Annotated in this window: 19 protein-coding genes; 10 read left to right on the top strand and 9 right to left on the bottom strand. The window is 72.9% G+C overall.

What is annotated here, in order from left to right; all coding sequences use genetic code 11:
• Window positions 1-47: 47 nt before the first annotated feature.
• The 5 genes from xseA (at window position 48) to IFT77_RS08595 (ending at window position 4,466) form a co-directional block, all read left to right on the top strand.
• Window positions 48-1,337: an exodeoxyribonuclease VII large subunit gene (gene xseA / locus IFT77_RS08615; RefSeq protein ID WP_192169750.1), complete on the top strand. Its 1,290-nt coding sequence runs from the start codon at window positions 48-50 to the stop codon at window positions 1,335-1,337.
• A 9-nt stretch (window positions 1,338-1,346) separates the two neighbouring features.
• The gene (locus IFT77_RS08610) at window positions 1,347-1,592 is read left to right on the top strand and encodes an exodeoxyribonuclease VII small subunit (protein WP_123548076.1); all 246 of its coding nucleotides are present in this window, start codon (window positions 1,347-1,349) and stop codon (window positions 1,590-1,592) included.
• Entirely contained in the window at window positions 1,589-2,278 is a 690-nt protein-coding gene (locus IFT77_RS08605; RefSeq protein WP_192169749.1) for a DUF4245 domain-containing protein, read from the top strand. The genes IFT77_RS08610 and IFT77_RS08605 overlap by 4 nt, the downstream gene beginning before the upstream one ends.
• Before the next feature lie 137 nt (window positions 2,279-2,415).
• Window positions 2,416-3,006, top strand: coding sequence for a carbonic anhydrase (locus tag IFT77_RS08600; protein WP_133738733.1), 591 nt, complete (start codon window positions 2,416-2,418; stop codon window positions 3,004-3,006).
• A 65-nt stretch (window positions 3,007-3,071) separates the two neighbouring features.
• On the top strand, window positions 3,072-4,466 hold the full coding sequence (locus IFT77_RS08595; protein ID WP_192169748.1) for an aspartate ammonia-lyase: 1,395 nt from the start codon (window positions 3,072-3,074) through the stop codon (window positions 4,464-4,466).
• Window positions 4,467-4,555: 89 nt separating this feature from the next.
• On the opposite strand, the gene IFT77_RS08590 is transcribed toward IFT77_RS08595, so the two are convergent.
• The 4 genes from IFT77_RS08590 to IFT77_RS08575 all read right to left on the bottom strand — a co-directional run bounded on the left by IFT77_RS08590 (window position 4,556) and on the right by IFT77_RS08575 (window position 9,386).
• Window positions 4,556-5,416, bottom strand: coding sequence for an A24 family peptidase (locus tag IFT77_RS08590; RefSeq protein WP_192169747.1), 861 nt, complete (start codon window positions 5,414-5,416; stop codon window positions 4,556-4,558).
• A 333-nt stretch (window positions 5,417-5,749) separates the two neighbouring features.
• Window positions 5,750-7,114 carry a PhoH family protein gene (locus tag IFT77_RS08585; protein ID WP_192169746.1) on the bottom strand — a complete coding sequence of 455 codons (1,365 nt, stop codon included), beginning with the start codon at window positions 7,112-7,114 and terminating at the stop codon, window positions 5,750-5,752.
• A 239-nt stretch (window positions 7,115-7,353) separates the two neighbouring features.
• Window positions 7,354-8,481 (bottom strand): aminotransferase class V-fold PLP-dependent enzyme, encoded by a 1,128-nt coding sequence (locus IFT77_RS08580; protein WP_192169745.1) that lies wholly within the window; start codon window positions 8,479-8,481, stop codon window positions 7,354-7,356.
• Between the two features lie 116 nt (window positions 8,482-8,597).
• Window positions 8,598-9,386 carry an isoprenyl transferase gene (locus tag IFT77_RS08575; RefSeq protein WP_233569121.1) on the bottom strand — a complete coding sequence of 263 codons (789 nt, stop codon included), beginning with the start codon at window positions 9,384-9,386 and terminating at the stop codon, window positions 8,598-8,600.
• A 65-nt stretch (window positions 9,387-9,451) separates the two neighbouring features.
• On the opposite strand from IFT77_RS08575, the gene IFT77_RS08570 reads away from it, so the two are divergent.
• Both IFT77_RS08570 and IFT77_RS08565 read left to right on the top strand, forming a co-directional pair.
• Window positions 9,452-10,189, top strand: coding sequence for a hemolysin III family protein (locus IFT77_RS08570; RefSeq protein WP_192169744.1), 738 nt, complete (start codon window positions 9,452-9,454; stop codon window positions 10,187-10,189).
• 176 nt (window positions 10,190-10,365) lie between these two features.
• The gene (locus IFT77_RS08565; protein ID WP_371740991.1) at window positions 10,366-11,109 is read left to right on the top strand and encodes a DUF1275 family protein; all 744 of its coding nucleotides are present in this window, start codon (window positions 10,366-10,368) and stop codon (window positions 11,107-11,109) included.
• Here IFT77_RS08565 and IFT77_RS08560 read toward each other — a convergent pair.
• Window positions 11,106-11,462, bottom strand: a complete 357-nt coding sequence (locus IFT77_RS08560; RefSeq protein ID WP_192169743.1) for a hypothetical protein — start codon at window positions 11,460-11,462, stop codon at window positions 11,106-11,108. The genes IFT77_RS08565 and IFT77_RS08560 overlap by 4 nt on opposite strands.
• Window positions 11,459-12,352, bottom strand: coding sequence for a mycothiol conjugate amidase Mca (gene mca, locus IFT77_RS08555; RefSeq protein ID WP_192169742.1), 894 nt, complete (start codon window positions 12,350-12,352; stop codon window positions 11,459-11,461). The genes IFT77_RS08560 and mca overlap by 4 nt, the downstream gene beginning before the upstream one ends.
• A gap of 78 nt (window positions 12,353-12,430) precedes the next feature.
• Between mca and IFT77_RS08550 the strand changes: the two genes are divergently transcribed.
• The gene (locus tag IFT77_RS08550; protein ID WP_192169741.1) at window positions 12,431-12,901 is read left to right on the top strand and encodes a DUF4307 domain-containing protein; all 471 of its coding nucleotides are present in this window, start codon (window positions 12,431-12,433) and stop codon (window positions 12,899-12,901) included.
• 136 nt (window positions 12,902-13,037) lie between these two features.
• Entirely contained in the window at window positions 13,038-13,532 is a 495-nt protein-coding gene (gene greA, locus IFT77_RS08545) for a transcription elongation factor GreA (RefSeq protein WP_133738483.1), read from the top strand.
• 39 nt (window positions 13,533-13,571) lie between these two features.
• Here the strand turns inward: greA and ilvA are convergent, their stop codons facing one another.
• Both ilvA and IFT77_RS08535 read right to left on the bottom strand, forming a co-directional pair.
• Window positions 13,572-14,810: a threonine ammonia-lyase gene (gene ilvA, locus IFT77_RS08540; protein ID WP_192169740.1), complete on the bottom strand. Its 1,239-nt coding sequence runs from the start codon at window positions 14,808-14,810 to the stop codon at window positions 13,572-13,574.
• On the bottom strand, window positions 14,803-15,981 hold the full coding sequence (locus tag IFT77_RS08535) for an AI-2E family transporter (protein WP_192169739.1): 1,179 nt from the start codon (window positions 15,979-15,981) through the stop codon (window positions 14,803-14,805). The genes ilvA and IFT77_RS08535 overlap by 8 nt, the downstream gene beginning before the upstream one ends.
• Before the next feature lie 116 nt (window positions 15,982-16,097).
• Here IFT77_RS08535 and IFT77_RS08530 point away from each other — a divergent pair, with 116 nt between their 5' ends.
• The gene (locus IFT77_RS08530) at window positions 16,098-17,390 is read left to right on the top strand and encodes a DNA glycosylase AlkZ-like family protein (RefSeq protein ID WP_192169738.1); all 1,293 of its coding nucleotides are present in this window, start codon (window positions 16,098-16,100) and stop codon (window positions 17,388-17,390) included.
• Here IFT77_RS08530 and IFT77_RS08525 read toward each other — a convergent pair.
• The gene (locus tag IFT77_RS08525; RefSeq protein WP_192041082.1) at window positions 17,387-18,295 is read right to left on the bottom strand and encodes a M48 family metalloprotease; all 909 of its coding nucleotides are present in this window, start codon (window positions 18,293-18,295) and stop codon (window positions 17,387-17,389) included. The genes IFT77_RS08530 and IFT77_RS08525 overlap by 4 nt on opposite strands.
• Between the last annotated feature and the right edge of the window lie 7 nt (window positions 18,296-18,302).

Below are 18,302 nucleotides of genomic sequence, written 5' to 3'. Positions count from 1 at the left end.
CTGCCCTGACCGCTCCCCCGTCCGCTCCGACCAGAGGACACGCCTGCATGACGATCGTCACCCCGCCGCCCACCGCCGATGCGCCCTGGCCGGTCGGCCTGCTCGCGGGCAAGGTGCGCGACTGGATCGACCGGCTCGGCACGGCCTGGGTCGAGGGGCAGATCACCCAGTGGAACGTCTCGGGCGGCAACGTCTACGGCAAGCTGCGCGACCTCGAGCAGGACGTCACGGTCTCGTTCTCGATCTGGTCGAGCGTCCGGTCGAGGGTCCCCGCCGACCTGAAGCAGGGCGACCGCGTGATCGCGGCCGTCAAGCCGAACTACTGGGTCAAGGGCGGCTCGCTCACCATGCAGGTCTTCGAGATGCGGCACGTCGGACTGGGCGACCTGCTCGAGCGCCTCGAGCGCCTGCGGGCCCAGCTCGCCGCCGAGGGCCTCTTCTCCCCCGACCGCAAGAAGCGCCTCCCGTTCCTGCCGCAGTGCATCGGTCTCGTGACGGGTCGCGACAGCGACGCCGAGAAAGACGTGCTGCGCAACGCGCAGCTCCGGTGGCCGTCGGTCACGTTCCGCGTCGTGCACGCGGCCGTGCAGGGCGACCGCTCGGTGGGCGAGGTCACCGCCGCCGTGCAGCAGCTCGACGCCGACCCCGAGGTCGACGTCATCATCGTGGCCCGGGGCGGCGGCGACTTCCAGAACCTGCTCGGCTTCAGCGACGAGTCGCTCGTGCGTGCGGTGGCCGCCTGCACCACGCCGGTGGTCAGCGCGATCGGCCACGAGGCAGACCGCCCCCTGCTCGACGACGTCGCCGACCTGCGGGCGTCCACACCGACCGACGCTGCGAAGCGCGTGGTGCCCGACGTCAACGAAGAGCTGTCGCGCGTGCAGCAGGCCCGGTCGCGCATCGGGGTGCGGCTGAACCAGATCGTCTCGACCGAGATCGACCGGCTCGAGCAGGTGCGCAGCCGCCCCGTGCTGGCCGCGCCGCAGACGCTCGTCGACGTGCGCGCCGACGAGGTCGTGCGCGCCGTCGCCCGCGGCGAAGAGCTCGTGGCCCGAGCCGTCGAGCGGGCGCACACCCGGGTCTCCGAGCTGACCGCCCAGCTGCGCGCGCTCTCGCCCCAGGGCACCCTGCGGCGCGGCTACTCGATCGTGCAGCTGCCGGGCGGCGGGGTGCTCCGCGACCCGGCCGACGCCCCCGAGTCCACGCCGCTCGTCCTCACCGTCGAGGGAGGCGCGCTGCAGGCCGTCAGCACCGGCGCCTCCTCCCCAGGTCCCGCCTCCTCCGCGCCCTCCTCGTCGTCGAGCGACGCCGCTTCCCCTGCCAGCACCTCTCGTTAGGATCGACCCGTGGCACAGTCCTCCTCCCCCGCACCCTCCGCGTCCGCCCCGGCCGACGTGGCGTCGCTCAGCTACGAAGAGGCGCGCGACGAGCTCGTGACGGTCGTGTCCGAGCTCGAGCAGGGGGCGTCGACCCTCGAGCGGTCGCTCGCCCTGTGGGAGCGAGGCGAGGCCCTCGCCCGCCGCTGCGAAGAGTGGTTGCTCGGCGCGCGTGAGCGCCTCGAGGCCGCCCGTCGACAGGTGCCCGCCGAATGACCGGCCCCGGCCCCCGCGAGAACGGCCGCGGCCCCCGCGAGAAGCAGCCTCGCATCGTCGCCGAGCTCGGCCGGCCCGAAACGCCGGACGAGACCGCGCGCCGCAAGGCGGAGAACACCCGCAAGCACTACGCCAACCAGACGGCCGTCAACCTGACGCTGTCGATCGTGGCGTCGCTCGCCGTCGTGCTGTTCCTGGTGCTGGTCGTCGTGCGCCCGGGCGGCACGGTCAACCGCCAGGAGATCGACTACCGGGCGGTGGCGCAGAGCGCCGAGAGCAACGTCGACGTGCCGCTCGCGGCCCCCGTCCTGTCCGACGGCTGGACGTCGAACCGTGCCGACATCTCGACGGGCACCGCCGACGGCGTCGCCACCTGGTACGTCGGGCTCATCACGCCCACCGAGCAGTTCATCGCCCTCGAGCAGGGCGTCGACGCCAACGCGACCTGGGTCGCCAACGCGGTGCAGGCGCGACCGGCCACGGGCGCGACGACGATCGCCGGCCTCGACTGGCAGGTCTACGACCGCCGCGACGGCGAGAGCCCCGGCAACTACGCCTACTCGATGACGACCACGGTCGACCGCAGCTCGTACGTGCTGCACGGCACGGCCGACGACGTGCAGTTCGAGCAGCTCGCGACCGCGCTGGCCGAGCAGCTGGCCGACCAGACAGGAGACCCGTCGTGACCGACCCTCGCATCGACAGCGGCACCGGCACCTCGACCGGGGGCGGCGTCCCCGGCACGACCGCCGTGCCCGTCGCCGACCTGGCGGTGCCGTCGCCTCCGGCCGACCCGCTGACCCCGGGGCGCGCGTGGGAGCGCATGAAGGCCGGCAACGAGCGCTTCGTGACCGGGGCGCCTCAGCACCCCCACCAGGACAGCGACCGGCGCGCCCTGCTGGCCGGCGGGCAGGAGCCCGTGGCGGCCCTGTTCGGCTGCGCCGACTCCCGTCTCGCCGCCGAGATCATCTTCGACGTCGGCCTCGGCGACCTCTTCGTCGTCCGGAACGCCGGCCAGGTCGTGGGCGACACCGTCATCGCCTCGCTCGAGTACGCGGTCTCCGTGCTCGGCGTGCCGCTCATCGTCGTGCTCGGCCACGACAGCTGCGGCGCCGTCGCGACCGCCATCGACTCGCTCACGAGCGACGCGCCTCCCGGGTCCCGGTTCCTCGGCGACCTCGTCGACATGATCGTGCCCAGCGTCCGACGGGCGACGATCGCCCTCGAGCCGGGCGCCGTGCTCGACCCGCGCGCGGTCGGGGCGCTGCACATCCAGGCCTCCGTCGAGGCCCTGGTGGGCCGGAGCGCGCTCATCTCGGCCGCCGTGGCCGAGGGTAGGTTGACCGTGGTCGGGGCGAACTACGCGCTCGCCGACGGCCGCGTCGACCCGTCGATCATCATCGGTCGACTCTGACGCCGCGGGGGCGACCGGCCCCCGTGACACCGCCCCACGAGGGCCGAAGGAAGGACGATGACGTCGTGACCACTACCGAGTACCGCATCGAGCACGACACGATGGGCGAGGTGCGGGTCCCCGCGTCGGCCCTGTGGCGGGCACAGACCCAGCGGGCCGTCGAGAACTTCCCCATCTCGGGAGCCGGGCTCGAGGCCGCCCAGATCGTGGCCCTGGCGCGCATCAAGCGGGCGGCCGCCGTCGTGAACGGCCGACGGGGCATCGTCCCCGCGGGCGTGGCCGACGCGATCGTCGCCGCGGCCGACACGATCATCGGCGGCCAGCACCACGACCAGTTCCCCGTCGACGTCTACCAGACCGGCAGCGGGACCTCGTCGAACATGAACATGAACGAGGTGTTGGCGACCCTCGCCGGCACCGTCGACGGCGTCGACGTGCACCCCAATGACCACGTCAACGCCTCGCAGTCGTCGAACGACGTGTTCCCGACCTCCGTGCACGTCGCCGTGACCGGAGCCCTGCTCCACGACCTCGTGCCGGCCCTCGAGCACCTCGCCGAGTCGCTCGAGCGCAAGGCCGCCGAGTGGGCCGGCGTCGTCAAGGCGGGCCGCACCCATCTCATGGACGCGACCCCGGTGACCCTCGGCCAGGAGTTCGGCGGCTACGCCCGCCAGATCCGTCTCGGCGTCGAGCGGGTCCAGGCGACCCTCCCCCGCGTGGCCGAGGTGCCGCTCGGAGGCACCGCGACGGGAACGGGCATCAACACGCCCGTCGGTTTCCCGCAGGAGGTCATCTCCGTGCTCGCCGACGACAGCGGCCTGCCCGTGACCGAGGCGCTCGACCACTTCGAGGCGCAGGGCGCCCGCGACGGTCTCGTCGAGGCGTCGGGCGCGCTCCGCGTGCTCGCGGTCAGCCTGACGAAGATCAACAACGACATCCGCTGGATGGGCTCGGGCCCGAACGCGGGCCTCGGGGAGCTGCACGTCCCCGACCTGCAGCCCGGGTCGTCGATCATGCCCGGCAAGGTCAACCCCGTCGTGCCCGAGGCCGTGCTGATGGTCTCGGCACGGGTGATCGGCAACGACGCCACGATCGCCTGGGCCGGAGCCTCCGGCTCGTTCGAGCTCAACGTCGCCATCCCGGTGATGGGCACCGCGCTGCTCGAGTCGATCCGCCTCCTCTCGAACGCGACCCGGGTGCTCGCCGACAAGACCGTCGACGGCCTCGAGGCCGACGTCGAGCGCGCCCGCGCCATGGCCGAGTCGTCGCCGTCCATCGTCACGCCGCTGAACCGCGTGATCGGCTACGAGGCGGCGGCCAAGGTCGCGAAGCACGCCGTGGCGCAGAAGATCACCGTGCGCGAGGCCGTCGTCGATCTCGGCTTCGTCGAGCGCGGCGAGGTCACCGAGGAGCAGCTCGACTCGGCGCTCGACGTGCTGAGCATGACCCGCCCCGGCTGAGCCGCCCCTCCCGCACCGTCGGCCGCCGCCGATCCCGACGACGCCCCGTCTGCATCCACCGCGGACGGGGCGTCGCGGCGTCGTGGGGTCTACGACGCGTCGAGGACCGTCGACGCTGCGACGACGGCGAGCCACCAGCCGGCGAGCAGCACCGGTCCGAGCGGGATGGTGACCCCGGCCGGTGACGTGCCCCGTCGTCGGACGACGACAGCCGTGACCCCGTGCACTCCCCCGAGCAGCGCCACCGCGAGGAGCCAGACGAGCGGCGCCGACGGCGACGCCAGAGCTGCCGCCACGACTCCGACGCTCGCGAGCTTGGCGTCGCCGGCACCGAGCCCCCCGCCGTGCACGAGCGGGACGCACGCGACGAGCACGACCAGGCCGAGGAGGCACGCCCACGCCGCCGGGACCCCGTCGCCGGTGCCCACGGCCAGCACCACACCCGCAGCCGTGCCGACCAGCGCCACGAGGACGAGCACGTTCGGGAGCCGCTGCTCCGCGATGTCGACCCGCACGAGGGCACCGGTCACGACGGCGAGCGCCGACGCCGCGACCGTTCCGGGCGAGGACAGGTCCAGCCCTGCCACGAGGCCTGTCAGCGCGAGCCCCACGACGACGTCGATCCGTGCCGGCCTGCGGCTCCGGGACGAGCACGACGCGGGCTGTCCTCCCCCGTGGTCGTCGCCGTCCCGGGCGCGGTCGTCCCAGTCCCGGCCGCGATGGTCGCCGTACCAGGCGCGGTCGTCGCCGTCCCGGGCTCGGTCGTCGCCGTCCCGGGCTCGGTCGTCGCCGTCCCGGGCTCGGTCGTCGCCGTCTCGGCCACGTTCGTCCCAGCGATGCTCATCCGCGCCGAGTCCGTCCGCGCCGAGTCCGTCCCCGCCGCGCTCGTCCGGGTCTGGCTCGTCCCTGCTGCGCTCGGCTCGGCTGCGCTCGTGTTCCGTCGTCGTCATGCTTCGACCATGACGCCCGAGTCCGCACCGCCTCCTCGGGACGGCCCGCCTCTGTGGGCAATCTCGCTCGAGCTGCGCCCGTGCAGGAGGGACCTCACGTCGATCGCGATCGCGATCGCTGTGACGCTCACGAGGGGTGCCACGTCGTTGCACGCCCCGCTAGCGTCACATCGTCCGAGCAGGCGCCGGACCGGTGGCGAGTTGCCCCGGGATGTCGCGTCAGTGACGCCGAGGCAACCGTCTGGGGCAACTCGTCCGTCGGGCACGCAACGGGTGCCGCGCCCGGACACGCCCGAGGGCGGCCAGCCCGGACGCGGCCGGGCGCGCCGAGCCCTAGGCGAGCTCGTTCGACTCGAGCAGCTCGGTCACGAGCGCCGCGATGGCCGAGCGCTCCGACCGTGTCAGGGTCACGTGCCCGAAGAGCGGGTGCCCCTTGAGCGTCTCGATCACCGACGCGACGCCGTCGTGGCGCCCGACCCGCAGGTTGTCGCGCTGGGCCACGTCGTGGGTGAGGACGACGCGGCTGTTCTGCCCGATGCGGCTGAGCACCGTGAGCAGCACGTTGCGCTCGAGGGACTGCGCCTCGTCGACGATCACGAACGCGTCGTGCAGCGACCGGCCGCGGATGTGCGTCAGCGGCAGGACCTCGAGCAGACCGCGCTCGACCACCTCGTCGAGCACGTTCTGCGACACGATCGCGCCCAGCGTGTCGAAGACCGCCTGCCCCCAGGGGTTCATCTTCTCGGCGGCGTCGCCGGGCAGGAAGCCCAGATCTTGCCCGCCGACCGCGTACAGCGGCCGGAACACCATGATCTTCTTGTGCTGCTGCTTCTCGAGCACGGCCTCTAGCCCGGCACAGAGGGCGAGCGCCGACTTGCCCGTGCCCGCGCTGCCGCCGAGCGAGACGATGCCGACCTCGGGGTCGAGCAGCAGGTCGATGGCGAGCCGCTGCTCCGCCGAGCGGCCGTGCACCCCGAACACGTCGCGGTCGCCCCGCACCAGCCGCGCCTCGCCCCGCGCGGTGACCCGGCCGAGGGCCGAGCCGCGGTCGGAGTGCACGACGAGCCCGGTGTTCACGGGGACGTCGGCGAGGGCACGAGAGCTGATCGTCTCCTTCTCCCAGAACGACGCCATCTGGTCGCTCGAGACGTCGAGCTCGCTGAGCCCGGTGTAGCCACTGTCGACGACCTGCTCGGCGCGGTACTCCTCCGCCGCGAGCCCGATGGAGGCCGCCTTGACGCGCAGCGGCAGGTCTTTCGACACGACCGTCACGGCCAGCCCGTCGTTCGCCAGGTTCGACGCCACCGCGAGGATGCGCGAGTCGTTGTCGCCGAGCTGGAGGCCCGACGGCAGCACCGACATGTTCGAGTGGTTGAGCTCGACCCGGAACGAGCCGCCCGAGCCGACCTCGACCGGGAAGTCGAGACGGTCGTGCGCCACGCGCAGACCGTCGAGGAGGCGCAGCGCCTGTCGTGCGAAGTAGCCCAGCTCAGGATCGTGGCGCTTGCCCTCGAGCTCGCTGACGACGACGACGGGCAGCACCACGTCGTGCTCGGCGAACCGGAAGATCGCCTGCGGATCGCTCAGCAGGACGGACGTGTCGAGGACGTAGGTGCGCTGGTCGACCGCGGTGCGGGGCGTGCCCGCACGACGGTCTGCTGAGGTGCTCTGCTGGTCGGCCCGGGTGTTGACGGTCACGACGACTCCATCTCCGAGCGACGAGGCACTCGGTACCTTCGGCAGGACGGCCGCGGAGCAGTCGCGAGGCGAACTTTCGTGGCCGTCTCGACCGGGCTACTTGCCCGATGAGCCGAACCTACGTCGTGCCTCCGACACGGGTCCAGCACGGCACGCCGTGTCGTGTGACGATCAGGTGAACGACCCTCAGGTGCTGGTCGAGGGTCGTGGGCCAGGCCAGGCCAGGCCGAGTCCGGCCCTCAGTACGAGATCGCGCTCCCGTACGACATCAGCGCCTCACGCAGCAGCCCGAAGGAGTCCTCGCCGTTCGACACGTGGGTGCTGAGGCGCACGCTGGTGCTCCGCACCGTCGCGCTGACCCCGTGGTTCAGCAGCGAGGCGGTCAGCGCCGTCAGGTGCTGCGGCTCCGGCTCGAGCACGACGATGCCGGCCCGCTCCGACTCGACGCGCGACGAGGCCACCGGCACGGCGAACTCGTCGGCGAGGTCGATGAGCCGGGTCGTCCGCTCGGCGACGGCCCCGGCGACGGGACGGATGCCGACGGCCGCGATCTCTTCCAGCGAGGTCGCGAGCCGCGCCTCCGCGATGGGGTCGGGGCGGGAGAGCTGGAACGCGGCGGCACCCGGGGCCGGCTCGGCGCCGCGCTCGTACGAGCCGCCGAGCGTGATCTCCGAGCCGTGCACGCCGCTGAACACGGGCGTGACATCGGTCAGCGCGCGGTCGCTCAGCGCCATGAAGCCGGTGCCCCAGCCCGCGCGCAGCCACTTCTGCCCGCCGGTGACGAGCACGTCCGCGACGGCCCAGGGCGCGTCGACGACGCCGAAGCCCTGGATGCCGTCGACGATCAGCAGCCGGTCGCCGATCACCTGGCGGATGCCCTCGAGGTCGGCGAGGTAGCCCGTGCGGTAGTCGACGACGCTGACGGCGACCGCGGTCACCGACGGCGTCAGGTGCTCGCGGAGCACCGCGGGCGTCACCGCGTCGTCCGGCACGTCGAGCCAGACGGTGTCGAGCACGCGCAGGGCCGAGGAGGCGCGGGTCGCGGTGAGCGGAGTGGTCGGGTACTCCCGCGGCGACAGCGCGAGGGCGCCCGTCAGCCCGAACAGCGTGTGCAGCATGCCTTGGCTCGTGCTCGGCTGGAACACGACGTGGTCGGTCGGGAACCCGGTGAGCGCGGCCACGGCCCGCCGGGCGCGCCCTGCCTGCTCGTCGAGGGCGACGACCGAGCCGTGCCGGGAGCGCGACTGGAGCTCGGTCAGGGCCCGCGCCTCCTGCACGACGCCCGTGCCCATCGGGCCGAAGGAGGCGAAGTCGAACCAGCCCGCCTCGTCGGCGAAGCCGGCGGCGAAGTCGTCGATGGTGGTCACGGTGGTGCTCCTCGGATCAGGGTCCTCCACCGTACCCGGCCCCGGGCGTCGAGGGGCCGAGCGGCCGAGGGGCGCCGGACGCCGGACGCCGGGCGACGAGGCGACAGGCGCCGGGGTCAGCTGCCGAAGCGGCGGTGCCGCAGGGCGAAGTCGCGGACGGCACGGAGGAAGTCGACCTCGCGGAGGTCGGGGTAGAGCGCCTCGACGAAGTAGAACTCGCTGTGGGCGCTCTGCCACAGCATGAAGTCGCTGAGCCGCTGCTCGCCCGACGTGCGGATGACGAGGTCGGGGTCGGGCTGGCCGCCGGTGTAGAGGTGCTCGGCGATCAGCTCGGGCGTGAGGACCTCGGCGAGCGCGTCGAGGGTGCCGCCCGCCGCGTCGTGGGCCCGGACGATGCTGCGCATGGCGTCCGCGATCTCGCGCCGGCCGCCGTACCCGACGGCGAGGTTGACGTGCAGGCCGGCGTGGTCGCGCGTGCGCTCCTCGGCGGCGGTGAGGGAGGCGCAGAGCCCGGCGGGCAGGTCGTCGGTCGCGCCGACGTGCTGCACCTTCCAGTCGCGCTGGTGCGAGAGCTCGTCGGCGACGTCGCCGATGATGCCGAACAGCTCAGTCAGCTCGTCGGAAGCACGGTTGCCGAGGTTGTCGGCCGACAGCAGGTAGAGGGTGACGACGCGGATGCCGAGGTCGTCGCACCAGGTGAGGAACTCGCTGATCTTCGCGGCGCCGGCGCGGTGCCCGTGGGCGGCGGTCTCGAGCATGCGGGCCTTGGCCCAGCGGCGGTTGCCGTCGACGATCATGGCGACGTGGTGGGGCAGCTCGGCCCCGTCGAGCTCGCGGCGCAGACGGCGCTGGTACAGGCCGTACAGCAGGCCGCCGGCCACGGGAGGCCGTCCGGGACTCTTCACGTGCCCAGGTTAACCCACCCGCGCGGTCCCAGCGGTCGCCGGGTCGCCTCCCCTACGCTCGCCCCATGAGCACCTCCTCGCCCTCTCCGGTCGCCGACGACGGCGGTGCGGAGCTGCCGAACATCCCCCTGCTCGACGACGCCCTCGACTACTCGTCGATCGAGCGCAAGCCGACCTGGCGCGGCTGGATCCACGCGGGGACGTTCCCGGTGGCGATCGCGACGGGCATCGTGCTGGTCGTGCTCGCCGACGGCGCCGCCGCGACCTGGGCCTGCGCGGTGTTCATGACGACGTCGCTGCTGCTCTTCGGCATCTCGGCGACGTACCACCGGTTCCCGTGGAGCCCGCGCGCGAAGATGTTCCTCAAGCGGCTGGACCACTCGAACATCTTCCTGCTGATCGCCGGCACGTACACGCCCATCGCGGCGATCGCCCTGCCGCCCGGCAAGTCGGCCCTGCTGCTGACGCTCGTCTGGACGGCGGCGGCCTTCGGCATCGCGTTCCGGGTGTTCTTCATCCACGCGCCGCGCTGGCTCTACGTGCCGCTCTACATCCTCATGGGGGTCGGCGCGCTGGGGTTCCTGCCCGACCTGTTCGCCGCCTCCGTGCCGATGACGGTCCTCGTGCTCGTCGGCGGGCTGCTCTACATCGTCGGCGCGGTCTTCTACGCGCTGAAGCGCCCGAACCCGGCACCCGGCCGCTTCGGGTTCCACGAGCTGTTCCACGCCTGCACCGTGCTCGCGTACCTCTGCCACTGGACGGGCATCTTGATCCTGGCGCTGAACGCCCCGACGTTCCCCTAGGCGCCGCCCGGTCTTCGCCGGGGCGTCGGCGCGTCGTTCTCGTGGGCGCCGCCGCGTCGTTCCCGCCGGCGCCGCCGCGTCGATACGATCGACGGCAGACCACCGCGCCGACGACGCCGCGATCGCCCGCCCCGCCCCGCCCGGCCACGCCCGGCGCGACGCCCCGGAGGACACCCGTGAAGCGATTCCGCCGCAACCAGGCCCGCATGCACCTCGTGATGATGCTGACCCTGACGTTCACGACGGGCATCATCGACGCCGTCGGCTACCTGGGCCTCGACCGCGTCTTCACGGCCAACATGACCGGCAACGTCGTGATCCTCGGCATGGCGATCGCGCAGGCCGACGGCCTGCCGATCGTCGGGCCGATCGTCGCCCTCGCCGCCTTCCTGCTCGGTGCCGCGATCGGCGGCCGGGTGCTGCGCGGCGGCCGGGCCGGCTGGTCGGGCCGCAGCACCGTCTCGTTCGGCGTGACGGGCGGCGTGCTGCTCGGGCTCGGCATCTCGACCTTCGCCGTCGTGCCCGAGGAGAACACCCCGTGGGCGTTCACGATCACCGGCCTGCTCGGCGCCGCCATGGGACTCCAGGCCGCGGCCGCCCGCAAGATCGCCGTGGCCGACGTCACGACCGTGGTCGTCACGTCGACGATCGTCGGGCTGGCGTCCGAGTCGAAGCTCGCGGGCGGCACGGGCAAGAACTTCCCGCGCCGCGTGCTCGCCGTCCTGCTGATCCTGGCCGGTGCCGGCGTCGGGGCCCTGCTGCTGCAGGTGCACATCGGCGTCGGCATGGGCGTCGCGGGCGGGCTGACGCTGCTCGTCGCGCTGGCCGGCCACCTGCTGCGCGAGCGCCGTCACGAGCTCGAGGCCCGCGAGGCCGCCGCGACAGCTGCCGACGGCGCCATCGCGGGCGCAGGCGCCTAGCTCCGCCCGGGGACGTCGCGGCCGTCGTCGTCGAGACCGCCACGCGGCTCGTCGCCGAGCTGCGGGCGCGGCTCGTCGTCGAGCCCCGCCGCCGCGGCGTCCGCCTCGGCCCGCTCGGCCTCGATCTGCTCGCGGACCTCGCCGCGGTACCGGGTGCGGCGCACGCGCCTGGTCATGTCGACGATGATCAGCACCGTCGCGATCGCGACGAACGCGATGGCGACGAAGCCCCACACGCCGGGCGTGACGTCGACGTCGGGCACCGTCGACGGCGGCAGCGTCGCGTCGGGGGTCGACGGCTGCGCGAGGAGGCGCACAGCCGCCGTCAGCACGAGGTCGTTTGCGGCGCTCATCGGGCCTGCACCCCCACGAGGCCGGTGTCCGGGTCGGCGACGCCGGCGAAGAGGTCGGTCTCGGGCACCGGCGAGTCGACGCGCGACTCGACCAGCTGGAAGTCCTCGGTGGGCCAGGCGGCGACCTGGAGGTCGTGCGGCCAGAAGAAGAAGGCGCTGTCGAGCGGCACCTGGCTGGCGTGCGCGCGGAGGGCCGCGTCGCGGACGGGGAAGAACTCCGACACCGGCACGTGCGTCGTGGCGAGGTCGGGCCGGTCGCTGAAGCGCTCGAGCATCTCGGTGAGGCGCTCGATCAACGGCGACTCCGGGTCTTCCGCCTTCAGGTGCGTGATCATCGCACCGACGCGGCCGGCGCTGAACATGCGGTCGTAGTAGACCTTGTCGATCTGCCAGGGCTCGCCCGCGGCCGGGTAGCGCGAGGCGTCGGAGGCGGCCCGGAACGCCTCCATCGAGATCTCGTGGGTGCGGATGTGGTCCGGGTGCGGGTAGCCGCCGATCTCGTCGTACGTCACGAGCACCTGGGGCCGGAACCGGCGGATCACCGCGACGAGGGGCTCGGCGCTGATCTCGAGCGGGATGGTCGCGAACGAGTTGACCGCGACGGGCTCGCCCTCGGCGGGCAGCCCGGAGTCGGCGTAGCCGAGCCAGACGTGGTCGATGCCCATCGCCTCCTGGGCGGCTCGCATCTCGTGCACCCGGAGGCCCGCGATGTCGCGCTCGGCGTGCGCCCGCGCCTCGAGCTGCTCGTTGAGGATCGAGCCCTGCTCGCCCCCGGTGCAGCTGACGACGAGCACCTCGGCGCCGAGGCTGCGGTAGTAGGCGTAGGTCGCCGAGCCCTTGCTGGACTCGTCGTCGGGATGGGCGTGGACGGCCAAGAGGCGCAGGGTCACGGGTTCCTCGCAATTCGTGCAGGGCAGACGTTGCTACCCTCGGGACAAGGATAATCGGACGGAGCCCCCGTGGCGCCCATGCCCCCCGCACCATCGCCGGCCGCTGCGCCCGAGCAGCCCGTCGGCGGCGCCTCCGACGGCCTGCCCGACGGCGAGAAGGCCAGGCTCGACGCCCGCTACGGGCGCAGCAGCGGCACGCGTCGTCGCGGGCGCTGGATCGCCGTCGCGGTCGCCGCCTCCTTCGTCGTGGTCTTCGCCGCGTGGGTCGTCTTCGCCGCCTTCGACGGCGACGGCGCGAAGCTCGAGAGCACCGACGTGGGCTACACCGTGCTCGACGACCGAGCGGTCGACGTGCAGTACACGATCAGCACGCCGCCGGGCGCCGAGGTCAGCTGCGCCGTCCAGGCGCAGAACCAGAAGTTCAGCATCGTGGGCTGGAAGGTCGTGCACCTGCCGGCCTCGAGCACGTACTCCACCACCTACACGACCTCCCTCGCGACCAGCGAACGCGCCGTGACAGGCTTGATCTACGAGTGCTGGCTTCCGTAGACTGCGCGGACACCCACGAGACCGGCCACTCGGCCGGTCTCCTTTTTTCGGTGGGCGTGCCCCGACCGGGCGCGCGGCTCCCGCTCCCGCGGACAGGGCCGCCGCACCAGCAGGCCGCCGCACGGACGGAGACACCATGAGCCAAGACAACGACGCCACCACCTGGCTGACGCCCGACGCCCGCGACCGCCTCCAGGCCGAGCTCGAGACGCTGAGCGGCGAGGGCCGAGCCGAGATCGTGGGCCGCATCGAGGCCGCCCGCGAGGAGGGCGACCTCAAGGAGAACGGCGGTTACCACGCCGCGAAGGACGAGCAGGGCAAGATCGAGGCGCGCATCCGCACCCTCATCAACCTGCTCAAGCACGCGACGGTCGGCGAGTCCACCGCCGCCGACGGCATCGTCGGCCCCGGCACCGTCGTGACCGCGACGATCGCCGGCGACCCCAGCACGTTCCTGCTCGGCAACCGCGAGATCATCGCGCCCGGCAGCGACCTCTCGGTCTACAGCGAGACGAGCCCGCTCGGCCAGGCCATCAACGGGGTCAAGGTCGGCACGACGACCAGCTACACCGCCCCGAACGGCAAGGAGATCACGGTCGCGGTCACCGCGGTCGAGACCTACGTGCCCTGATCGACGCGGTCCNTCGTGCCCGGGGCGGCGTGCGGCCGCCTAGAAGTCGACGTTCGGCGTGAAGCCGGCCTCGCGGAGGCGGCGCAGGACGTCCTCGACGTGGTCCGGTCCGCGGGTCTCGACGCTGAGCTCGAGCTCGACCTCGCTGATCTGCAGGCCCCGCTGGTGGCGCGTGTGCAGCACCTCGACGACGTTCGCGTTGGCGTCGGACAGGATCTGCGAGACCCGGGTCAGCTGCCCGGGCCGGTCGGGCAGCCCGACGCGCAGCTTGAGGTAGCGCTCGGCGGCGGCGAGCCCGCGGCTGATGACCCGTTCCATCATGAGCGGGTCGATGTTGCCCCCGCTGAGGACGATGACGGTCGTGCCGAGGTCGCGCACCTGCTCGGTCATCACCGCGGCGACGCCCACGGCGCCGGCCGCCTCGACGACGAGCTTGGCCCGCTCGAGCAGCACCAGCATCGCCCGGGCCGTGTCGTCGTCGCCGACCGTGACGACCTGGTCGACGGTCTGGCGCACGATCTCGAAGTTGAGCACGCCGGGACGGGCGACCGCGATGCCGTCGGCGATGGTCGGCAGGGCCGTGATGTCGGTGCGGACGCCGCTCGCCATCGACACGGCGTAGGGGGCGGCGTTGGCCGCCTGCACGCCGATGACGCGGACCGAGCGCCCGGTCCGCGCGGTCTGCTGCGCCACCGCGCTCGCCACGCCGGCGATCAGGCCGCCGCCGCCGACGGGCACGATGATCGTGTCCACGTCCGGCACCTGCTCGAGGATCTCGAGGCCGAGGGTGCCCTGGCCCGCGACGACGTCGGGGTGGTCGAACGGCGGGATGAGGGCCGCGCCGGTGCTCGCGGCGAACTCGGCGGCCGCGCGCAGCGCCTGCTCGACGTCGTGGCCGCTGAGCACGACGTCGGCGCCGTACTCCCTCGTCGCCTGCAGCTTGGGCAGGGCGACCCCGACGGGCATGAAGATCGTCGCGGCGATGCCCAGCTCGCGGGCGGCGAAGGCGACGCCCTGGGCGTGGTTGCCGGCCGACGCCGCGACGACGCCCCGCGACTTCTCCTCGTCGGTCAGCTGCGTCAGGCGGTTGTAGGCGCCCCGGATCTTGTACGAGCCGGTGCGCTGCAGGTTCTCGCACTTGAGGTGCACCGGCGACCCGAGCAGCTCGGCGAGGAACCGCGAGCTCTCCATCGGCGTGACGCGGGCGACGCGCGAGACGCGCTCGCGCGCCTCCTCGATCTCGAGCAGCGTGGGACCGGCGATCGTGAGGTCAGACATCCGTGGCCTTTCCGGGCGAGGTGACGTCGGCGGACGTCGGTCGGGGGGTCGTGCGCCACGAGCCCCTCGCGACGTAGCCGATCATGACGTTGAGGACGGCGATGACGGGCACCGCGAAGAGCGCTCCGGGGATGCCGGCGAGGAGGGCGCCGGCCGCCACGGCGAAGACGACGGCGAGGGGGTGCACCTTGACGGCGCTGCCCATGACGAAGGGCTGCAGGAGGTGCCCCTCGATCTGCTGGACCAGGATCACGACCGCGAGCATCAGCAGCGCGACGACCCAGCCGTTGTAGACGAGCGCGATCACGACCGCGATCGCCCCGGTGGCGACGGCGCCGACGACGGGCACGAACGACCCGAGGAACACGGCGATCGCGATGGGCGCGACCAGGGGCAGCCCGAGCAGCAGCGCGCCGAGCCCGATGCCGACGGCGTCGACGAAGGCCACGAAGATCTGCACCTTGACGAAGTTCGTCAGCGTCAGCCAGCCGGCCCGGCCCGCGCCGTCGACGGCCTCGCGCGCGGCACGCGGGAACAGCCTGACCACCCAGCGCCAGATCTCGCCGCCGCCGACGAGCAGGAAGATCGTCGTGAAGAGCATGAGCACGAGCCCCGCGCCGACGTGGCCCGCCGTCGAGCCGATCGACAGCGCGCCCCGCAGCAGGGGCTGGCTGTCCTGCTGCAGCGCGGCGACCGCGTCGCTCACGTAGCCGTTCAGCTGCCCCTCGGTGAGGTGGAGGGGCGACGCGAGCAGGAAGTCCTTGAGCTCGCCGTAGGAGGCGACGGACCGGTCGCGCAGCATCGGCCAGCCGTCCACGATCTGCAGCACGACGAGGGTGAAGAGCCCCGCGACGACGACCAGGAAGCCGACGAGGCTCACGACGACCGCGACCCACTTCGGCCAGCGGTGCCGCTGCAGCCACCCCGAGAAGGGGACGAGCAGGGCCGAGACGAGCAGGGCGACCAGGAACGGGATGACGATGATGCGGAGCTGGATCACCAGCCAGACGAACACGGCCACGACCGCCACCACGAGCAGGACTCGCCAGGACCACGCGCCGGCGATCACCATGCCGCGCGGCACCGACGGGTCGGGCGCCCACCCCGAGGGGGCGCTCGGGTCGGTCACCTTCTCGGCCGCTCCCCGCGGGAGCCTGCTGCGGCGCATCATGCGCTCAGTGTAGGGCGGGCCCGATGGTGATCCGCCTCGCCGTCCATGCCCCGCTCGGCATGCATCGAGGAGGCGCGGACCGGCCCGACGTCGGAGGTCACGGCTAGCCTCGCACCGTGCCTCGTGACCGCCTCTCCCCTGCCCTCGCCCGCCGTGTCGCCCTGGCGGCGCAGGGCCTCGGCCGGCCGACGGCGGCCCCGGGTTCGACGACCGTCGGCACCCGCCAGCTCACCGGTCTCGTCGACCGGCTCGGCCTGCTGCAGATCGACTCGGTGAACGTCTTCGAGCGCAGCCACCACCTCCCCGTCTTCGCCCGGCTGGGCCAGTACGACCGCGACGCGCTCGACCGGCTGGTGTTCGCGCCTCGCGGCCGGTTCGTCGAGTACTGGGCGCACGAGGCGGCCATCCTGCCGGTCGCGACCTGGCCGCTCATGCGCTGGCGGATGCGCGACCACGACGGCCGCTGGCGGGCCGACGAGGGTTCCTGGCTCTCGACGAAGCCCGAGATGGCCCGGTGGCTGCTCGACGAGATCCGCGAGAAGGGCCCGCTGCCCGCGAGCCTGGTCGAGCACGACGCCGACCTGTTCCCGTCGCCGACCCGCACCGGCCCCTGGTGGGGCTGGGGCGACGTCAAGCGCGGGCTCGAGGCGCTCTTCCGCGTGGGCTCGCTCGTGAGCGCCGGCCGTCGCCGCTTCGAGCGCGTCTACGCACTGCCCGACCAGGTCCTGCCCGACGCCGTCCTCGGCGTCGAGGTCGACCGTGCCGACGCGCACCGTCAGCTGGTCGCCCACGCGGCCCGCGCCTCCGGCGTCGCGACCGCCTCCGACCTCGCCGACTACTGGCGGCTGAAGGCGGTCGACGTGGTGCCTGCCCTCCGCGAACTGCACGACGCCGGCGTCGTCCGGCCGGTGACGGTCGACGGGTGGGCGTCCCCCGCGTGGCTGCACACCGAGGCACGGCTGCCCCGGCGCCTCGACGCCGACGCCCTGTTGTCACCGTTCGACCCCGTCGTGTGGCACCGCCCCCGGGCCGAGCGCCTCTTCGGGTTCCGCTACCGCATCGAGATCTACACGCCCCAGGCCAAGCGTGTGCACGGCTACTACGTGCTGCCCGTGCTGCAGGACGACCAGCTCGTCGCCCGCGTCGACCTCAAGAGCGACCGGCAGGCGGGCGTCCTGCGCGTGCAGGCGTCGTGGCACGAGCGTGACCTGCCCGTCGACGTCGAGCGCCTCGCAGCGCTGCTCGGCCGGGCCGCCGCCTGGCAGGGGCTCGACGAGGTCGAGGTCGTGCCCCGGGGCGACCTCGCCGACGAGCTCGGGCCCGCCGTCACGGCCTCGGGCTCAGGCTCGATCGCCGGCCCGGTCGCTGGCTCGCTCGCCGGCTCCGGCTCGGGCGCGGTCCCCGACTAGAAACGCGTCGCGTTCTCGCGGAGCCGCGCTACCCGGTCGGCGAGCGGGGGGTGCGTGCTGAAGAGGCGGTCCATGACGCCCGGCTTCATCGGGTCGCTGATCCACAGGTGCGACATCGAGGTGCTCTGCTGCTGCATGGGGCGACCGTAGGCGCCGAGCTTCTCGAGCGCGCTGGCCAGCCCCTCAGGGTGGCGGGTGGTGAGCGCCCCGGTGGCGTCGGCGAGGTACTCGCGCTGACGGGACACCGCCGCCTGGACGCCCGCGGCGGCGAGGGGCGCGATGATCATCGCGACGAGCCCGAGCACCAGGAACACGGGGTTCGAGCCGCCGCCACCACCGTTCCCGTTGTTGTTGTTCCGGCCTCCGGTGAGCGCGCTGAGGAACGACATGCGCATCAGGACATCGGCCAGGAACCCCACCGCGACGACCAGCCCGAAGACCATGGTCGAGACCCGGATGTCGTAGTTCTTCACATGGCCCATCTCGTGGGCCATGACTCCCTGCAGCTCGGCGTCGTCCATGAGGCCGAGCAGGCCCGTGGTCGCCGCGACGACCGCGTGCTCGGGGTCACGCCCGGTCGCGAAGGCGTTGGGGGCAGGGTCGACGACGACGTACACCTTCGGCATCGGCATGCCCATGGTGATCGAGAGGTTCTCGACCGTGCGCCAGAGGCGCGGTGCCGTCGTCGCGTCGACCTCCTGCGCGCCGCTCATCGAGAGCGCCTGGCGAGCGGCCGCGAAGTACTGGATCAGCGCGTAGACCGCGGCGCCGACGAGGACGACGAACCCGATGGAGGGGCTGTTCCAGAGGGCGGACGCGGCGAAGCCCAGGGCGCCCACGATGAGCAGGAAGATCAGGACGATGAAGACCGTGTTGCGCTTGTTCCGCGCGATGGCCGAGTACATGGCAGGA

The sequence above is a fragment of the Frigoribacterium sp. CFBP 13729 genome (assembly GCF_014841875.1).
Lineage (GTDB): Bacteria > Actinomycetota > Actinomycetes > Actinomycetales > Microbacteriaceae > Frigoribacterium.
Note: the sequence above shows the minus strand (reverse complement) of the source record. Positions and strands in the feature narration are given on the sequence as shown.